Origin of the sequence: Serratia sp. 3ACOL1 (assembly GCF_003668775.1) — a bacterium.
In the GTDB taxonomy this organism is placed as follows: domain Bacteria; phylum Pseudomonadota; class Gammaproteobacteria; order Enterobacterales; family Enterobacteriaceae; genus Chania; species Chania fonticola.
On sequence record NZ_CP033055.1, the window covers coordinates 4,326,999 to 4,344,002 of the forward strand.

Consider the following 17,004-nt stretch of genomic DNA (forward strand, 5'->3'; position numbering starts at 1 on the left):
AAGTAACGTTTTATTAATATGCTTACCTGAAAATGACCGTGTTCTATATCTACTATGCTCCCCCAAAAACGGGGTCACTTAACGTATTTCTTCATCATCGGAATAAAAAAGCCTCCACCAAATTAGGAGAAGACTTAGCGATAAATGAGAATTTTACGGCTGTAGTAGGGCTTTCACATCCAGCAAAATAAATTCGTTATCATCCGCCACGTTGGGTTCGCGGCTGGAAGAGAACGGGAAGTTATTGTCGTTCCCCACGATGATATGGCTGCCATCCACCACGTCGACATTCTCGATAGTGAAGAACGGGAAGGTCAGCACGCCGTTATTCAGCGGTTTGCGCGCCAGCTTCTGCGGATCCTGAATGTTCAGCAAATCGATATACGCCATTTTTTCTACCGGTTTGCCGACATTGGCGTCGGAAAACGCTATTTTGTAGACCCGTTTGAATTTGGCGATCTGGCTGAAGCAGTTATCCGTTGGCGCGCCTGCCGCACAGGCTTTATCGGCGGTGCCTTCACCATTATCACGTTCGATCACCAGCCCATGATTGGCGTCGATCATATTGAAATCACCGATGGCGTTCTGATTATCTTCCAACACGTACTGCCAGCTACGGCCTGTCCATGCCTGCTGTTTGACGTCAAACTCCAGCACCCGCAGGTAGCGTTTGCCCGCCACGTTCTCAAACTGTTCGCCGTCCCACAGCGCCCCTTCCAGCAGGGGATACAGCTTGCTGCCATCCGGTGATACAGCCATTCCTTCAAAGCCCTTGGAGCGCGCGACCTGGAAGTTCTGCTTGCCGTCCGGCGCACCTGGCAGCGTCAGCGTCGGGTTATCCGGCGATTTCACTACCTTGCCGTCAACCTGGGTATCAAACACCGCCAGCACCTTGCCGTTCAGATCCGCTTTAATCAGGTAAGGGCCAAATTCATCGCCGATCCATAGGGCATCGTCGGCAAACTGGAAGCTTTCCGGGTCGAAATCGCTGCCGGTCAGGTAACGCTTGTCGGTGCTTTCATTGACGATATGGAACGGGACCTTTTTATCGGGATCGTGCAGGAACAGCGTTTTTAGCGGCGTTACCGTGCCTTCCTTGAAATCGATACGGTAATGGTTGAGATACAGCATGGCGTCTTGCGAGTTGGCTTTACTGCCAAAGCCGTTATCGGTCAGCACCCAGTAGGTGCCATCCGGCATGTATTTGATACCGGAATGCCCCTGCAACGGCTGGCCATTGATGGGTAGCCCGATGCCGGTCAGCCGATCGGCAGATTTTCCCGCTACGCTGCCCAGTTCGGTGATGCGTTTGCCGCTGGTGTATTTACCGCTCTGTTGCAGATCGGTTGGCGCATCCTGGGGAGCCGTGACGCTGGACTTCACCGGTAATACGGCGTGCCCGGCCAGCACGGCGGGAACTTCCTGAGCCTGCGCCCATAGCGTGGTGCTGAATGCCAAGCAACTGGCCAACAGTGCCAGGCGGGGGGTAATTTATGCATATTGTGAATTCCCTGGTTATGGTTTTGCCCAAAGGTAAAAAGCAACGCCACTATAGGGAGCCGTAATGACAGAAATATTATGTGCCGCGTGACACCTTGTCAGCCCCTCCCTAATACCAGGTGGGCGCAGCATGCAGCGCCCCTACGTTTTGAGCCAGCGGGACGTTCAATAGCCGACCTCCCCAAAACGATCGCGGCACTCTTTGGGCGTCATGTCATAGCCTTTCTTGAACACCGAATAGAAGTATTGCAACGATGGGTAGCCACACATCTGGGAAATTTCGTTGATGGGTAACGAAGTCGCGGTGAGTAAATTGCGGGCGCGATCGAGCTTCTCTTGGTGGATGGCGTTATGGATCGTCTGGCCGGTTTCATCCTTGAAGCGTTTTTCCAGATTGGAACGGGACATTCCCACCGCATCCAGTACCTGCTCCACCTTGATCCCCTTGCAGGCATGGTAACGGATATAGTGCATGGCCTGGATCACCGCTGGGTCGCGCAGTGAACGGAAATCGGTGGACCGCCGTTCAATCACCTTCACCGGCGGCACTAGAATACGCTGTAGCGGCAGTTCGCGCTGATCAAGCAGTTGATGCAACAGCTTGGCGGCACGATAGCCCATCTGGCGTGTCCCCTGCACCACCGACGACAACGCCACGCGTGAGAGGTAACGCGTCAACTCTTCGTTATCGATGCCAATCACACAGAGCTTTTCCGGCACTGGAATATCCAGGTGCTCGCACACCTGTAACAGGTGGCGCGCCCGCGCATCGGTAACGGCTATAATCCCGGTCTGCTGGGGCAAGGTCTGCACCCAGTCAGCCAGGCGGTTCTGGGCGTATTGCCAGTTCTCCGGCGCGGTTTCCATCCCTTGATACACCACCCCTTGATACTGTTCCGCCGCCACCAACTGGCGGAAAGCCTGTTCACGCTCCTGCGCCCAGCGCTTACCCCCTCCACCGGCAGGCCATAGAACGCAAAGCGGTTCAGCCCTTTTTCTTTCAGGTGCATAAACGCTGCTTCCACCAGCGCATGGTTATCGGTGGCGATGTAATGCACTGGCGGGTAATCCGCCTCCCGATGATAAGAGCCCCCGACGCCAACCAGCGGCACCTGGACGTTGCGCAACAGCTGCTCAATATTCCGATCGTCGAAATCGGCGATCACGCCGTCCCCCAGCCAGTCCTTGATATTATCGATTCGGCAGCGAAAATCCTCTTCGATAAAGATATCCCAATCGCTTTGCGACGCCTGTAAATACTCCCCAACGCCCTCCACTACCTGGCGGTCATACACTTTATTGGCGTTGAACAGCAGCGTAATACGGTAGCGCTTCTTAAACATGGGGGCTCCCCAGTAATAAATACGGTCACAGCTACAAGTGTGAAGCCGCGCCTAGACACGGCGTTTGGTCGCGGAATCCATCCACACCGCCAGCAGCAGGATCGCGCCTTTGACGATATATTGCCAGAACGTCGGCACGTCCAACATACTCATGCCGTTATCCAATGAGGCCATGATAAACGCCCCCATCACCGCTCCCGCCACGCTACCGATCCCCCCCGCCAGGCTGGTGCCACCGATCACGCAGGCGGCGATAGCATCCAGCTCGGCAATGTTACCGGCAGAAGGCGAACCGGCCCCCAGGCGCGAACTGAGGATCAGCCCGGCAATCGCCACCATCAGGCCGTTGATGGCAAACACCGCCAGCTTGGTACGCTCAACGTTAACCCCGGAAAGCCGCGCGGCATCGATATTACCGCCGATGGCATAAATGCGACGGCCAAAGGCGGTACGCGACGCCATAAAGATCCCAGCCAGCATCAATGCGGTCAGGATCAGCACCGGCGTTGGCACCCCACGATAGTCGTTCAGCAGGTATATTGCCCCTAATACCAGGATTGCCATAATGCTCTGCCGGGTGACATCGCCGCTCGCTGCCGCCACCGGCAAGCCCAGTTGCGTACGTCTACTACGCCGCCGCCACTGCCAGGCCACAAACAGCATCAGGCCGATAGCGCCAATGCTAAACCCCACTCCGTTGGGCAGGTAGCTCTGGCCAATCTGTGACATGGCATTGCTGGTAGGTGACACGGTGGTGCCATTGGTAATGCCGATCAGAATGCCGCGAAACGCCAACATCCCCGCCAGAGTGACGATAAACGAAGGGACTTTACGATAGGCTACCCACCAGCCATTCCACGCCCCCAGTAACAGCCCCGCCAACAGCGTGACCGCAATGGTCAACGGCAGCGGCCAGCCGAACCAGACGTCAAATATCGCCGCCACGCCCCCCAACAGCCCCATCATTGAGCCAACGGAAAGGTCGATCTCCGCCGAAATAATCACGAACACCATGCCCACCGCCAGAATGCCGGTGATCGCCGTCTGGCGCAGCAGGTTGGAGATATTACGGGCGCTGAGATAGGCCCCTTCGGTGGTAAAGGTAAAGAACAGCATGATGACGGCGATCGCCGCCAGCATCACGAACACCTGCAGGTTGACGGTTTTCAGCCCGAACGGCGGCTTTTTCGCCCCCACTGGCGGCAGGCTGGCTTCAGATTGCGTGCTTTTCAACATGTGTTTCACTCCTTAAGGCCGCTTCCATTACCTGTTCCTGGGTCAGATCGCGGTTCACCAGATCGGCTTTAATCTGCCCCTGGTGCATCACCAATACCCGATCGCTTAACCCCAGCACCTCCGGCAATTCGGAGGACACCACAATCACCGCGAGCCCCCGCTGTGCCAATTGATTGATTAATTTGTAAATCTCTTGCTTGGCACCGATATCAATGCCGCGCGTTGGCTCATCCAGAATGAGGATTTGCGGGTTCAGCAACAGGCACTTCGCCAGGATGGCTTTCTGCTGGTTACCCCCGCTGAGACGGGCAATAGCCAGCTCCGCAGAAGACGTTTTTACCCGTAACCGTGCCAGCGATTGTTGGATAGTCGCCTGCTCCTGCGCATCATCCAGCACCGTCAATGCGCCACTGAAATCCCCCAACGCCGCCAACGTGATGTTGGCCCCCACGCCCATCACCGGCACGATGCCGTCGCGCTTGCGGTCTTCTGGCACCATGGCGATGCCATATCGCATTGCCTCGCGGCAGTTGGTGATGGTGGCGGCCTGCCCTGCGATGGTGATATTGCCCTGCCAACGCCCCGCATAGGCGCCAAACAGGCACTGCATGGTTTCGGTACGCCCGGAGCCAACCAGCCCGGCCACGCCGAGGATCTCCCCACGCCGCAAAGTAAAAGACACATTATCGGCCCGGCGGATATGCCGGTTGACCGGGTGCCAGGCAGTGAGGTTTTCCACCTGCAGGACCACCTCACCGATGGTATGGGGTTCCTGCGGATACAGCTCGGTCAGTTCACGGCCAACCATCATGGCGATGATATCGTCCTCACTCATCTCCGCCGCAGGCCGGGTGCCAATGTGCTTGCCATCGCGGATCACGCAGATAAAGTCCGAGATCGCTTTCACCTCGTTGAGCTTGTGCGAAATATAGATACAGGCGATCCCGTGATCGCGCAGATCCGCAATGATCGCCAGCAACGTGGCGGTTTCACTTTCGGTCAATGAGGCGGTGGGTTCATCGAGTACCAGCAGGCGCACCTGTTTGTTCAAGGCCTTGGCGATCTCTACCAGTTGCTGTTGGCCCAACCCCAGTTCACCCACGCGGGTATTGGGGTCAACCTCCAGCTTGACCTGCGCCAGCATGCGCTGGCAGCGCAGGTACATGTTGTCGTAATCCATCACCCCATAGCGGCCCCACTCGTTGCCGAGAAACAGGTTCTCCAGCACCGTCATCTGCTTCACCAGGGCCAATTCCTGGTGAATGATGGCGATGCCTTTCTGCTCGGTGTCGCGAATGGTTTTCGCCGTAACGATCTCGCCCGAAAAATAAATATCGCCCTGATAACTGCCGTGCGGATATATTCCGCACAGCACTTTCATCAAGGTGGATTTTCCTGAGCCATTTTCACCGCACAAGGATAATACCTGCCCTGCCTCCAAGTGCAGGCTGACATTATCCACGGCTTTCACTGCGCCGAATTGTTTAGTGATATTTCGCATTTCTAATAGGCAGGGCATTATTCATTCCCCCCAGATGGCATGGTCATTAATTAAGGTCCGATTGCTTATGGAAACCATCGGCAATAATCGTACTCTCGATATTCGTTTTATCCACCTGTACCGGGGTTAATAGCCAGGCCGAAACCTCTTTACTGCCATTATTTAATTTGGCATTGGACTTGGGTTGTTCCGCTTTGCCCAGCTGCACGGCGATATCCGCCGCTTCGTCGGCCAGCTTGCTGATCGGTTTATAGACCGTCATGGTCTGGGTGCCTGCCACGATGCGTTTTACCGCTGCCAGATCGGCGTCCTGGCCAGAGATCGCCACCTTGCCCGCCAGCCCTTGCGCAGCCAGTGCCTGAATGGCTCCACCGGCGGTAGCATCGTTGGAGGCCACGACCGCATCGATATGGTTATTATTGGCCGTCAGAGCGTTTTCCATAATCTTCAGCGCGTTTTCCGGCAGCCAGCCGTCGGCCCACTGATCGCCCACCACTTTGATCTTGCCGCTGTCGATCAGCGGTTGCAGCACGGTCATCTGCCCCTTGCGGAACAGCTTGGCGTTATTATCCACCGGCGAGCCGCCCATCAGAAAGTAGTTGCCCTGCGGCACGCGCTGCACCAGGCTTTCCGCCTGCATCTCACCCACTTTCTCATTATCAAACGAGATGTAGAAATCGATATCGGCATTGTTGATCATGCGGTCATAGGCCAGGACCTTGATGCCTTCACGTTTCGCCTCGCGGATCACGTTGCTCAGCACCTGGCCGTTATAAGGGATGATCACCAGGACATCGACGCCGCGGTTGATCATATTCTCGATCTGCGCCATTTGGGTTTCTTCATTGCCGTTGGCCGACTGAACAAACACATCGGCCCCCAGGGCGTTGGCTTTCTTGACAAAAATATCGCGGTCTTTTTGCCAACGCTCCAGACGCAGGTCGTCGATGGCCATCCCGATTTTAATCTGTTGGCTGTAGCCCGGTTGGCTGGCCAGTAGCAGCAGTGCGCAAGCAGAAAGCAAGAGTGGTTTGAATTTCATTTTATAACCCTTGAGTTGTGTAGGGAAATAGTTATCCGTACGCTTTCAAACGGCAAAATTGAAAGGTGACGAGATAAAACACGAAACTTCCAGTGGATTGTTGTCGCTTATGCGGTGTTCAGCAATTACAGATTTTCACCAGTGAATTACGGTTTTTGGTTTAATGTTGATTTTATGATGGCGGTCATGTTTTAAACCTGTGAAATAACCTGCGGCCAGTAAAACCGGCCCTTCGTTGAATTATGAGATCCCGCGCACATTTAATAATTCTGTGAATTTAAGAGTGAAATAACGTAATTGAGCATTCCGCCACTTACTCCGAAGATGAGTGCATCCCGCATCCTTTTAACCGGGCACCGTTACCAAGGAGTCACTCATGCAATCCTATTTTGATCAGCTAGAACAGGTTCGTTACGAAGGCACCAGCAGCAATAACCCGTTGGCTTTCCGCCACTACAACCCCGATGAAATCATCCTCGGCAAGCGTATGGCCGATCACCTGCGCTTCGCCGCCTGCTACTGGCACACCTTCTGCTGGAACGGGGCAGACATGTTCGGCATTGGGGCCTTCGATCGCCCTTGGCAACAGCCGGGCGAAGCGCTGGAGCTGGCTAAACGCAAGGCCGATGTGGCATTCGAGTTTTTCCATAAGCTGAACGTGCCTTATTACTGCTTCCACGATATCGACGTATCGCCGGAAGGGGCCACGCTAAAAGAGTACCTGAACAACTTTGCGGTCATGACCGACGTGCTGGCAGAGAAACAGCAAAGCAGCGGCGTGAAGCTGCTGTGGGGTACCGCCAACTGCTTCACCCATCCGCGTTACGGTGCCGGGGCAGCGACCAACCCGGATCCGGAAGTTTTCAGTTGGGCAGCAACTCAGGTGTTCACGGCCATGAATGCCACCCACAAGTTGGGCGGTGAAAACTATGTGTTGTGGGGCGGTCGCGAAGGCTATGAAACCTTGCTCAATACCGATCTGCGTCAGGAGCGTGAACAGATTGGCCGCTTTATGCAGATGGTGGTGGAGCACAAACATAAGATCGGCTTCCAGGGAACGCTGCTGATCGAGCCCAAACCCCAGGAGCCGACCAAGCATCAGTACGATTACGACGTCGCCACCGTTTACGGTTTCCTTAAACAGTTCGGCCTGGAAAAAGAGATCAAGGTGAACATCGAGGCCAACCACGCTACGCTGGCCGGGCATTCGTTCCACCACGAGATCGCCACCGCCATCGCGCTGGGGATTTTCGGCTCGGTCGATGCCAACCGGGGCGATCCACAGCTAGGTTGGGATACCGATCAGTTCCCGAACAGCGTGGAAGAAAACGCGCTGGTGATGTTCGAAATCCTCAAGGCCGGCGGCTTCACTACCGGCGGGCTGAACTTCGATTCCAAGGTGCGCCGCCAAAGTACCGACAAATATGATCTGTTCTACGGCCATATCGGCGCTATGGACACCATGGCGCTGGCGCTGAAAGTGGCCGCCCGCATGATCGAGGATGGCCAGCTACATCAGCAGGTTGCCAAACGCTATGCCGGTTGGAACGGCGAGCTGGGCCAACAGATCCTGCAAGGGAAACTGTCGCTCGAAGCGCTGGCACAGCACGCCGAGCAACAGGTGCTGGCCCCACAACATGCCAGCGGGCATCAGGAAAAGCTGGAGAATCTGGTCAACCGCTACCTGTTCGGCTAACTCTCTACGGCGCGGTGGGTCCGCTCACCGCGCTTCAAAGGATCCGTGCTCATGTACATTGGAATCGATCTCGGTACTTCCGGCGTGAAAGTCATCCTGCTAGGCGAGCAAGGCCAACTGCTGGCCAGCCAGAGTGAACCACTGCCCATCTCACGCCCCCATCCCCTATGGTCTGAACAAGACCCGCAAGATTGGTGGCAAGCCACCGACCGTGCCATGTTGTCATTGGCCAAACAGCATAGTCTGCAACAGGTCAAAGCCATTGGCCTGACCGGGCAAATGCATGGCGCAACCTTATTGGATAAACAGCAGCGGGTATTACGCCCGGCCATCCTGTGGAACGATGGCCGCAGCTTTGCGCAATGCCAGGCACTAGAACAAACCGTACCCAACTCACGTGAAATCACCGGCAATCTGATGATGCCCGGCTTCACCGCCCCCAAGCTGTTGTGGGTCAAGGAGCATGAGCCGCAGATTTTTCGTCAGATAGATAAGGTGTTATTGCCCAAGGATTACCTGCGCTGGTGCATTACCGGCGAGTTTGCCAGCGATATGTCCGATGCCGCAGGGACAATGTGGCTAGACGTTGCCAAACGTGACTGGAGCGATGCCATGCTTGATGCCTGCGAGCTAACGCGTGAGCAGATGCCTACGCTGTTTGAGGGCAACCAGATCACCGGGCAAGTGCATAGCGAACTGGCCCAACGCTGGGGGATGGCGCCGGTGCCGGTGGTGGCTGGCGGGGGTGACAATGCCGCCGGGGCGATCGGCGTTGGGCTGTATCAGGCCGGGCAGGCGATGCTGTCACTGGGTACCTCTGGCGTCTACTTCGCCGTCAGCGACGGTTTCCTCAGTAACCCGGCCAGCGCGGTGCACAGCTTCTGCCATGCGCTGCCGCAGACCTGGCACCTGATGTCAGTGATGCTCAGCGCGGCGTCCTGCCTGGACTGGGCCTGCCAGTTAACCAATGTCGACAGTGTTGCCACCCTGCTGCGTAACGTTGAGCAGGCTGCTCCTGCTGAAACGCCGCTGTGGTTCTTGCCCTATCTTTCCGGCGAACGTACGCCGCACAACAACCCGAATGCCAAAGGGGCCTTCTGGGGCTTCACTCATCAACATGGGCCGAACGATCTCGCACGAGCGGTATTGGAAGGGGTGAGTTTTGCACTGGCGGATGGCATGGACGTGCTGCATGCCAGCGGTCTGCAACCCACGGCTATCACCTTGATTGGCGGTGGCGCACGCAGCCCGTTCTGGCGCCAAATGCTGGCAGATATCAGCGGTCATCGGCTGGAATATCGCACCGGCGGCGACGTTGGCCCGGCATTGGGTGCCGCGCGTCTGGCGCAGATTGCGCTGAACCCTGGGGTACCTTTGAGCACCCTACTACCTGAATTGCCGTTAGAGCAGGTGCATGAGCCGGATGCGGAACGACATCAATATTATGTCGCTCAGCGCCACACCTTCCGCGAACTTTACCGCTGCCTGCAGCCGCTGATGTAATCCACCAACGCCCCTGCCAGGTACATACATATCCAACACCTATGTATGTACTTGGCTGCTCCCGTTAGCATTGGGCTTTAAGTAGCTAAAAATTAAGGGTTAAATCGAGCTGGCCGCGATCTCAAACAGCATCACCATTTCCCCGGTATACAAACCTTGGGTGTCGGCATTGCCGTTGCTCTTAGGCGCATTAGCGTTCACCTTCAACTGATAAACGCTTTGATAGCCATTGCCCACCTTCACTTTCTGATTGAAGGTTTGTGCCGCGCCACTAGCACCAAGATCTTTGCCATTGCTGCCTTCACCGGCAAACTTAACCTTCACCCCATCCATTTTATAAGCCGAATCGGTGCGGGCGATCTCAAGTGGATGAACCAGCGACACATTGAACTGCGGCGTAGTGCTCCAAACCTGTACCGGTATGCTGCTGGCGAACGATTGCTGTGTGCCATCGGTGGCCGCTAAATCCACCGTCTGATACCAATCCCCACCCTGCGGGCGAGAAACAAAAATACTGTCTCCGATAGTGGCGGTGATGGTGATGGTTTTGGTGACCGAAGCGTTGTGTTCTTGTGCCTGACTCATCCCTGAAAAAAACAGCAGTCCACCCGCGATAATTACTGCCAACTGGCGTTTTTTCATGTTTGATTGCCCATTCAGATAAGTTAACGGTGGGGTCTTGGCCTTGCCTTCTTACCCTCCTCGTTCCAGCCAAAGGACGGTCAATCAATTATAGTAATCAATACCGCGTTCACCGGGATTATTATCGGTAACTGCCCGCAAACTTCATCCCGTCCGTTGTTGTCATCATGATGGCCGTTTTTGACCTTCTTTCTAGCCTACCGCAAGCGCAGTATGGTCTTACACCAAACTGAGGAGGGCCGAAAATGTCACGTAGCGCACTATTGATCATCGATGTTCAACAATCCTTTCAGCATCGTCCGTTCTGGCAGGAAGACGACCTGCCGGCGTTTCAACAGGCGCTGACGCGCCTGATCACAGGTTGCCAGCAGCAAGGGGTGCCGCTGGTCGACGTGTTCCATGTCTCGCCTGAAGGGCCGTTCTCTTTGGCGTCTGGCTACGTGAAACGCCTGCCGTTTCTGAGCCATCAGGCTGACGTTACGGTGCAAAAGCGAGTGCATAATGCGCTGACCGAATCTAGCCTGGATGCCTGGCTGCGCGAACGCCAGGTCGACCATCTGATTATCAGCGGCATTCGCACCGAGCAATGCTGTGAAACCACCACCCGCGTCGCCTCGGATCTGGGCTATAAAGTGACGTTTGTGACCGAAGCCACGCTCACTTTCCCGATGCATCATCCGGACGGCAGCCTCTTTACCCCCGAGCAGCTAAAGCGGCATACTGAAACCGTGCTGGTCGATCGCTTTGCCACCATTGCCAGCGTCGATGAAGCATTGGCGCAACTTTTACATGCTCAAAGCTAATGCCCGAACCTGTTGCTGATTTTTTTGGGGCTAGCGTTTTGTCAGTCATCCGGCCACTGTGTTTTCCCCTCACCCCAACCCTCTCCCACAGGGAGAGGGAGCTGGTACGGTGTTGTATTCAGGTACGGGAGTTAACCTGTAGCCCGTTAAATTTCTCGGAGTAGAAGTCAGGAACGGGAGTAAAGTTGTGGCACGTTCGGTCCCCTCTCCCACAGGGAGAGGGAGCAGGTACGGTGTGCTAATTAGGTACAGGAGTTAGCTTGTAGCAAGTTAAGTCCCACAAAGCTGAGTTCCCGCGCGAGAGTAAAATTGTGAATTGTGGCGCGCTAAATCCCTCGACGCTGAGGTCCGGAGCAGGAGTAAAATTGTGGCACGTTAGGTCCCCTCTCCCTGTGGGAGAGGGTTAGGGTGAGGGGCGATCACTGAACCAAAGCCATACCTCACACCATACACATGACTACGCATTTCTTTGCCTAACAGGATGGTGTTATGCCCAAGGCCGTTTACTTTCTGATGCTCCCCAACGTGCTGTTACTGGATGTCAGCGGCCCGGCAGAGGTATTGCGGCTTGCCGGGCAGTTCCAGCTGCACTATGTCAGCCCAGTGCCGCAAGTAACCTGTTCTATCGGCATGACGATCGGCCAGCTAGCCCTCTTGCCGCAACAGTGGAACGAAGGGGATATTCTGGTGATACCAGGAGTGGCGGACTCATCGCATTACTTTGCTACCGAGGAAGCGGCTCTAGCCCGCAATTGGCTTCAAACTTTGCGCCCGGCTTTGGCCCAGCGGCAGATTGACCTGGTTTGCGTCTGCTCCGGTGCGCTGTTAGCCGCCCAGGCAGGCTTGCTCGACGGCTATCATTGCACCACTCACCACGCCGTAATCGACCGTCTGCGCCAGAAGGCACCCGCCGCGCAGGTGAAGGAAAACCGTATTTTCGTTGAGGATCGTGGGGTGTTTACCAGCGCGGGCATTACCGCCGGTATCGATCTGGCGCTGCACCTGGTCAATCAATACTGTGGGGCTGACCGTGCGCTGGAGGTTGCCCGTGAGATGGTGGTTTATTTCCGCCGCTCTGGCGACGATCCGCAGCTTTCCCCGTGGTTACGCTATCGCAATCATCTGCATCCTGCCGTGCATCGGGCTCAGGATGTCATGGCCGCTGAGCCGGAGGCCGAGTGGTCGGTCCCCCAGGTGGCGGAGAAAGCCCACGTCAGCAGCCGCCATCTGGCCCGGCTGTTCCGTCTGCATATCGGCCTCAGCGTGCGGGAATACCATGAACAGCTGCGGCTGGCGGTCGCACAGCAACGGCTGCAGCAGGGCTACGGCCTGGAAAAAGCCGCGCTAACCGCGGGCTTCTCCTCTGGCCGCCAACTGCGGCGGGCACAGCAGCGCTGGCAGGCTTAAGACACCAGCCGCCGGGTATCCACTTTCTGTAACCCCATCGACAGCAGCAGGCTCACGCCAAGCGCCATGCCAAACACCCAGAAGATATCCAGCAGCGGGTAGGCCGGAAACTCCCAGTGGCGGTTACGCATCACGTTAACGATCAGGGCGTGAAAACCGTAGATCGCCAGCGAATGACGGGAGATCACGCCTAACCAGCCGATTGGGTTCGGCAGGCAGTGTTTACACCACACCAGCAGCGAGACCGCCGCCACAAATACCAAGGGGCCGGTGTACATATAAAACGTATCGGCAAAGCTGCCGTTGATAAACATCTGGCTTTTGGTGCCACGGATAATCAGGACCACGCTAGCGACAAAGCAGAGCACCGCCAACAGGCTCATACCGCGCCGTTGGGTCGCCATCATGCCAATTGCTCGCCCTGCCAAGGCATACAGCAGGTAATAGAAGGTATCGCCATAGATGTACAGGTTCACCGGCAGTAGCTGGACATTATCCAGGGTCAGCTTGCTGGTATTAGGGTTGGCGATAATCGCCAGAATGACAATCACCCCGGCCAGATAGCGGCCAGAGACCGGTTTGACGCTGATCAGCGGCGAAAGCAGGTAGACCACCGCAATGGCGTAAAAGAACCACAGGTGATAAAACACCGGCTTTTGCAGGATGGCGCGCAACGAGGGCCAAAAGCCGATGCGGGTAAAGCAGGCAATATAAATCAGGGCAATGGCGCTGTAGAACAAAATACAGCAGGTAATGCGGATAAAGTGTTTTTGGTTGGCACTGCGCTCACCAAAAAACAGAAAGCCGGAAATCATAAAGAACAGCGGCACCGAAGCCCGTGAAATCGAGTTCAATACGTTAGCCATATCCCAGTTATGTTCGCCCACTGCCACACCGTTGGCGACGTAGTAGGTGGTAGCGTGGATCATCACCACCATCATGCACGCCAGCGCACGCAAGTTATCTATCCAACCAATTTTATTGCTCATTGCTGCCCGTCAGTTGCCTATAATTCTGTCATATACCCTATGGATTTCGAGCTGCAGCTAGGCGCCCAGCTATCTCATCCCCAGGAGCTTACTTTAGTAAGTGACTGGGGTGAGATAGTGCAGGTAACAACGCTGCAGTTTGAAAGACGACGGGTATAGAGAAATGTTAATCAGAGGTTATAGCTCAGGGGGTCGCAGCACAACGCTTAAACGCGCTATTAAGAATGAGCCTAAAATCACCTTATGATTGCCAAGGTGAACAATTGGCGGCAAAATAGCCGCCACAACTCGCTCAGTTTGCGCATCCCCGCCCTGACAGTTCCTTATTTCTTCTTTGCTATCAGTAATATAAAAATGAAAACATCATTACCCCCTGCGGCACTTCTAGGCCGACAGGCGCTTTTATTCCCACTTTGTCTGGTGCTGTTCGAATTCGCGACCTATATCGCCAACGATATGATCCAGCCCGGTATGCTGGCGGTCGTGGCCGACTTCAACGCCGGCGTGGAGTGGGTGCCCACCTCAATGACCGCCTATCTGGCTGGCGGTATTTTCCTGCAGTGGCTGCTTGGCCCGCTGTCAGATCGCCGTGGCCGCCGCCCGGTGATGCTGGCCGGGGTGCTGTTCTTTATCGTCACCTGCCTGGCCATTCTGCTGGTCACCAATATCGAACAGTTTATCGTGATGCGCTTCCTGCAAGGGATTGGCCTGTGCTTTATCGGTGCGGTGGGCTACGCCACCATTCAGGAGTCCTTTGAAGAGGCGACATGTATCAAGATCACTGCGCTGATGGCTAACGTGGCGTTGATCGCCCCGCTGCTGGGGCCGTTGGCCGGGGCCGCCTGGGTTCACGTTGCCTCCTGGCAGAGCATGTTTGTGTTGTTTGCCGCCCTGGCCGCGATTGCCTTTGTTGGCCTGTGGAAAGCCATGCCTGAAACCGCCACGCTGCAAGGGGAAGCCTTCTCGGCGGCCAACCTGTGGCGGGACTATCGCCAGGTGCTGATCAATCGGCGCTTTATCTGTGGCTCATTGGCTATCGGCTTTGCCAGCCTGCCGCTGTTGGCCTGGATTGCCCAGTCTCCGGTGATCCTGATTAAGGGTGAGTCGCTCTCGGCGCTGGACTATGGCCTGTTGCAGATCCCGGTATTTGGCGCGCTGATCCTCGGCAACCTGACGCTGGCTCGCATCACCGGCAAACTCAGTATTGAGCGCCCGATCAAGCTGGGCGCATGGCCGATGCTGCTGGGCCTGCTGCTCGCCGCGCTGGCCACGGTATTTTCCGCCCACGCCTACCTGTGGATGACCGCCGGGTTGAGCCTCTATGCTTACGGCATTGGTTTGGCGAACGCCGGTCTGTATCGCCTGACGCTGTTTTCCAGCAACGTGAGCAAAGGTGCCGTTTCGGCCGTGATGGGCATGCTAAGCATGTCGGTGTTTACCATCGGGATCGAGCTGGCCAAGGTGGCCTACGTTTGGGGCGGTAACGGATTATTCAGCCTGTTCAATCTGGTCAGTGGCCTGTGCTGGCTGACGCTGACGGCGATGTTCCTCAGCAAACACCGTGGTGGTGCCACTCTCGCTACGTAGGGGCGCCGCATGCTGCGCCCACTTAACTTACTGATTAAACTTAAATAATTAACGTATTCGTCCAGAGCTAATCCTTTGATTATCTGAACGGGCGCAGCATGCAGCGCCCCAACGTTTCAAGCTGGTTGACGTTAGTCAGGCGGGTCAGAACAGCCCCATCGGTTTCTCGGAGTAGCTCACCAGCAGGCATTTGGTCTGCTGATAGTGCTCCAACATCATCTTATGGGTTTCCCGCCCGATCCCCGACTGTTTGTAGCCGCCGAATGCCGCATGTGCCGGGTAGGCATGGTAGCAGTTGGTCCAGACGCGGCCCGCCTGAATGTTGCGCCCCATCTGGTAGGCAATGTTGCCGTTGCGGCTCCACACCCCGGCCCCCAGGCCAAAATCGGTATCATTGGCCAGCGCCAGCGCTTCATCCATATCCTTGAAAGTGGTCACCGCCAGCACCGGGCCAAAAATCTCTTCCTGGAATACCCGCATGCTGTTCTTACCGAACAGAATGGTGGGTTCCATGTAGTACCCCTGCGACAACCCGCCATCCAGCGCCTTGCGTCGGCCACCGGTCAGCACCTTGGCACCTTCCTGCTTGCCGATTTCGATGTAGTTAAGGATGGTCTTCATCTGCCCTTCGGAAACCTGCGCCCCCATTTGGGTGCTGGCGTCCAGCGGGTTGCCGCTGCGGATGCTCTCCACCCGTTTGATCGCCCGCTCCATAAAGCGCTCGTAGATCGATTCCTGCACCAGCGCCCGGCTCGGACAGGTACAGACTTCCCCCTGGTTGAAGGCAAACAGCGCAAAGCCTTCCAGCGCCTTGTCGAAGAACGAGTCCTCTTTATCCATCACGTCGGCAAAGAAGATGTTGGGTGACTTGCCGCCCAGCTCCAGCGTCACCGGAATGATGTTCTGGGTAGCGTAGCCCATGATTTGGCGGCCCACTTCGGTCGAACCGGTAAAGGCCACTTTGGCGATACGTTTGGAGGTGGCCAGATATTCCCCGATCTCGCCGCCTGCGCCGTTGACCACGTTGATCACCCCTGGCGGCAGGATATCTTGGATCAGTTCCATCAGCATCAGCACCGATAGCGGCGTCAGCTTGGCCGGTTTCAGCACGATGCAGTTACCTGCCGCCAGCGCCGGAGCCATCTTCCAGCAGGCCATCAGCAGCGGGAAGTTCCACGGAATGATTTGTGCCACCACGCCCAGCGGTTCGTGGAAGTGATAGGCCACCGTCTCTGAGTCGATCTCACTGATGCCGCCTTCTTGCGCCCGTACGCAGGCAGCAAAGTAACGGAAATGGTCGATAGCCAACGGAACGTCGGCATTGGCGGTTTCGCGGATCGGTTTACCGTTATCCCAGGTTTCTGCCGCCGCCAGCAGATCGATATTCTGCTCCATGCGATCGGCGACCCGGTTAAGCAGGTTGGCACGCGCCTGCACCGACATTTTCCCCCAAGCCCCTTTGGCATCGTGGGCCGCATCCAGCGCCAACTCGATATCCTGGAAGGAGGAGCTGGCTACTTCGCACAGCGTCTGGCCGGTGATCGGCGTCAGGTTGGTGTAATACTCGCCCTGTACCGGCGCCACCCAGGCACCCCCGATAAAGTTGTCGTAACGTTTTTTCAGCTTGAGAGGAAACCCGGTGTTTTCAGGCGTGAGGTGACTTGCCGTAGTGGTATTCGCCATTTGTATCTCCTTTTAACGTGGCTGCAACCTTACCGCCCGTAGACGGTAAGCAGGTTCACGGCACCATGGCCG

12 protein-coding genes and 1 pseudogene are annotated in these 17,004 nt (G+C 56.1%); 5 read left to right on the forward strand and 8 right to left on the reverse strand.

Annotated features, from left to right (window positions below; translation table 11 throughout):
• Positions 1-153: 153 nt before the first annotated feature.
• The 5 genes and pseudogenes from D9980_RS19560 to xylF form a co-directional block, all read right to left on the reverse strand.
• Complete coding sequence (locus D9980_RS19560) at positions 154-1,491, reverse strand: esterase-like activity of phytase family protein (RefSeq protein WP_121608203.1); 1,338 nt, start codon at positions 1,489-1,491, stop codon at positions 154-156.
• 174 nt (positions 1,492-1,665) lie between these two features.
• Positions 1,666-2,843, reverse strand: a pseudogene (gene xylR, locus D9980_RS19565) (D-xylose utilization transcriptional activator XylR).
• A 51-nt stretch (positions 2,844-2,894) separates the two neighbouring features.
• Complete coding sequence (xylH, locus tag D9980_RS19570; protein ID WP_024483253.1) at positions 2,895-4,079, reverse strand: xylose ABC transporter permease XylH; 1,185 nt, start codon at positions 4,077-4,079, stop codon at positions 2,895-2,897.
• Positions 4,057-5,598, reverse strand: a complete 1,542-nt coding sequence (locus tag D9980_RS19575; RefSeq protein WP_024483254.1) for a xylose ABC transporter ATP-binding protein — start codon at positions 5,596-5,598, stop codon at positions 4,057-4,059. Before D9980_RS19575 ends, xylH begins: the two co-directional genes overlap by 23 nt.
• A 28-nt stretch (positions 5,599-5,626) precedes the next feature.
• Positions 5,627-6,622 (reverse strand): D-xylose ABC transporter substrate-binding protein, encoded by a 996-nt coding sequence (gene xylF / locus D9980_RS19580; protein WP_121608204.1) that lies wholly within the window; start codon positions 6,620-6,622, stop codon positions 5,627-5,629.
• A gap of 376 nt (positions 6,623-6,998) precedes the next feature.
• On the opposite strand from xylF, the gene xylA reads away from it, so the two are divergent.
• The gene (xylA, locus tag D9980_RS19585) at positions 6,999-8,318 is read left to right on the forward strand and encodes a xylose isomerase (RefSeq protein ID WP_074030879.1); all 1,320 of its coding nucleotides are present in this window, start codon (positions 6,999-7,001) and stop codon (positions 8,316-8,318) included.
• A 51-nt stretch (positions 8,319-8,369) separates the two neighbouring features.
• The gene (gene xylB, locus D9980_RS19590; RefSeq protein WP_121608205.1) at positions 8,370-9,821 is read left to right on the forward strand and encodes a xylulokinase; all 1,452 of its coding nucleotides are present in this window, start codon (positions 8,370-8,372) and stop codon (positions 9,819-9,821) included.
• Positions 9,822-9,920: 99 nt separating this feature from the next.
• Here the strand turns inward: xylB and D9980_RS19595 are convergent, their stop codons facing one another.
• Positions 9,921-10,463 carry a CS1 type fimbrial major subunit gene (locus tag D9980_RS19595; protein ID WP_121608206.1) on the reverse strand — a complete coding sequence of 181 codons (543 nt, stop codon included), beginning with the start codon at positions 10,461-10,463 and terminating at the stop codon, positions 9,921-9,923.
• Between the two features lie 245 nt (positions 10,464-10,708).
• Here D9980_RS19595 and D9980_RS19600 point away from each other — a divergent pair, with 245 nt between their 5' ends.
• Both D9980_RS19600 and D9980_RS19605 read left to right on the forward strand, forming a co-directional pair.
• The gene (locus D9980_RS19600; protein WP_121608207.1) at positions 10,709-11,266 is read left to right on the forward strand and encodes an isochorismatase family protein; all 558 of its coding nucleotides are present in this window, start codon (positions 10,709-10,711) and stop codon (positions 11,264-11,266) included.
• Positions 11,267-11,755: 489 nt separating this feature from the next.
• Positions 11,756-12,673 carry a GlxA family transcriptional regulator gene (locus D9980_RS19605; RefSeq protein ID WP_121608208.1) on the forward strand — a complete coding sequence of 306 codons (918 nt, stop codon included), beginning with the start codon at positions 11,756-11,758 and terminating at the stop codon, positions 12,671-12,673.
• On the opposite strand, the gene D9980_RS19610 is transcribed toward D9980_RS19605, so the two are convergent.
• Positions 12,670-13,662 (reverse strand): acyltransferase, encoded by a 993-nt coding sequence (locus D9980_RS19610; RefSeq protein ID WP_121608209.1) that lies wholly within the window; start codon positions 13,660-13,662, stop codon positions 12,670-12,672. The two genes, D9980_RS19605 and D9980_RS19610, sit on opposite strands and share 4 nt — an antisense overlap.
• 354 nt (positions 13,663-14,016) lie before the next feature.
• Here D9980_RS19610 and D9980_RS19615 point away from each other — a divergent pair, with 354 nt between their 5' ends.
• Positions 14,017-15,249 carry an MFS transporter gene (locus D9980_RS19615; RefSeq protein WP_121609055.1) on the forward strand — a complete coding sequence of 411 codons (1,233 nt, stop codon included), beginning with the start codon at positions 14,017-14,019 and terminating at the stop codon, positions 15,247-15,249.
• 144 nt (positions 15,250-15,393) lie between these two features.
• On the opposite strand, the gene D9980_RS19620 is transcribed toward D9980_RS19615, so the two are convergent.
• The gene (locus tag D9980_RS19620; RefSeq protein WP_121608210.1) at positions 15,394-16,932 is read right to left on the reverse strand and encodes an aldehyde dehydrogenase family protein; all 1,539 of its coding nucleotides are present in this window, start codon (positions 16,930-16,932) and stop codon (positions 15,394-15,396) included.
• Positions 16,933-17,004: the final 72 nt, after the last annotated feature.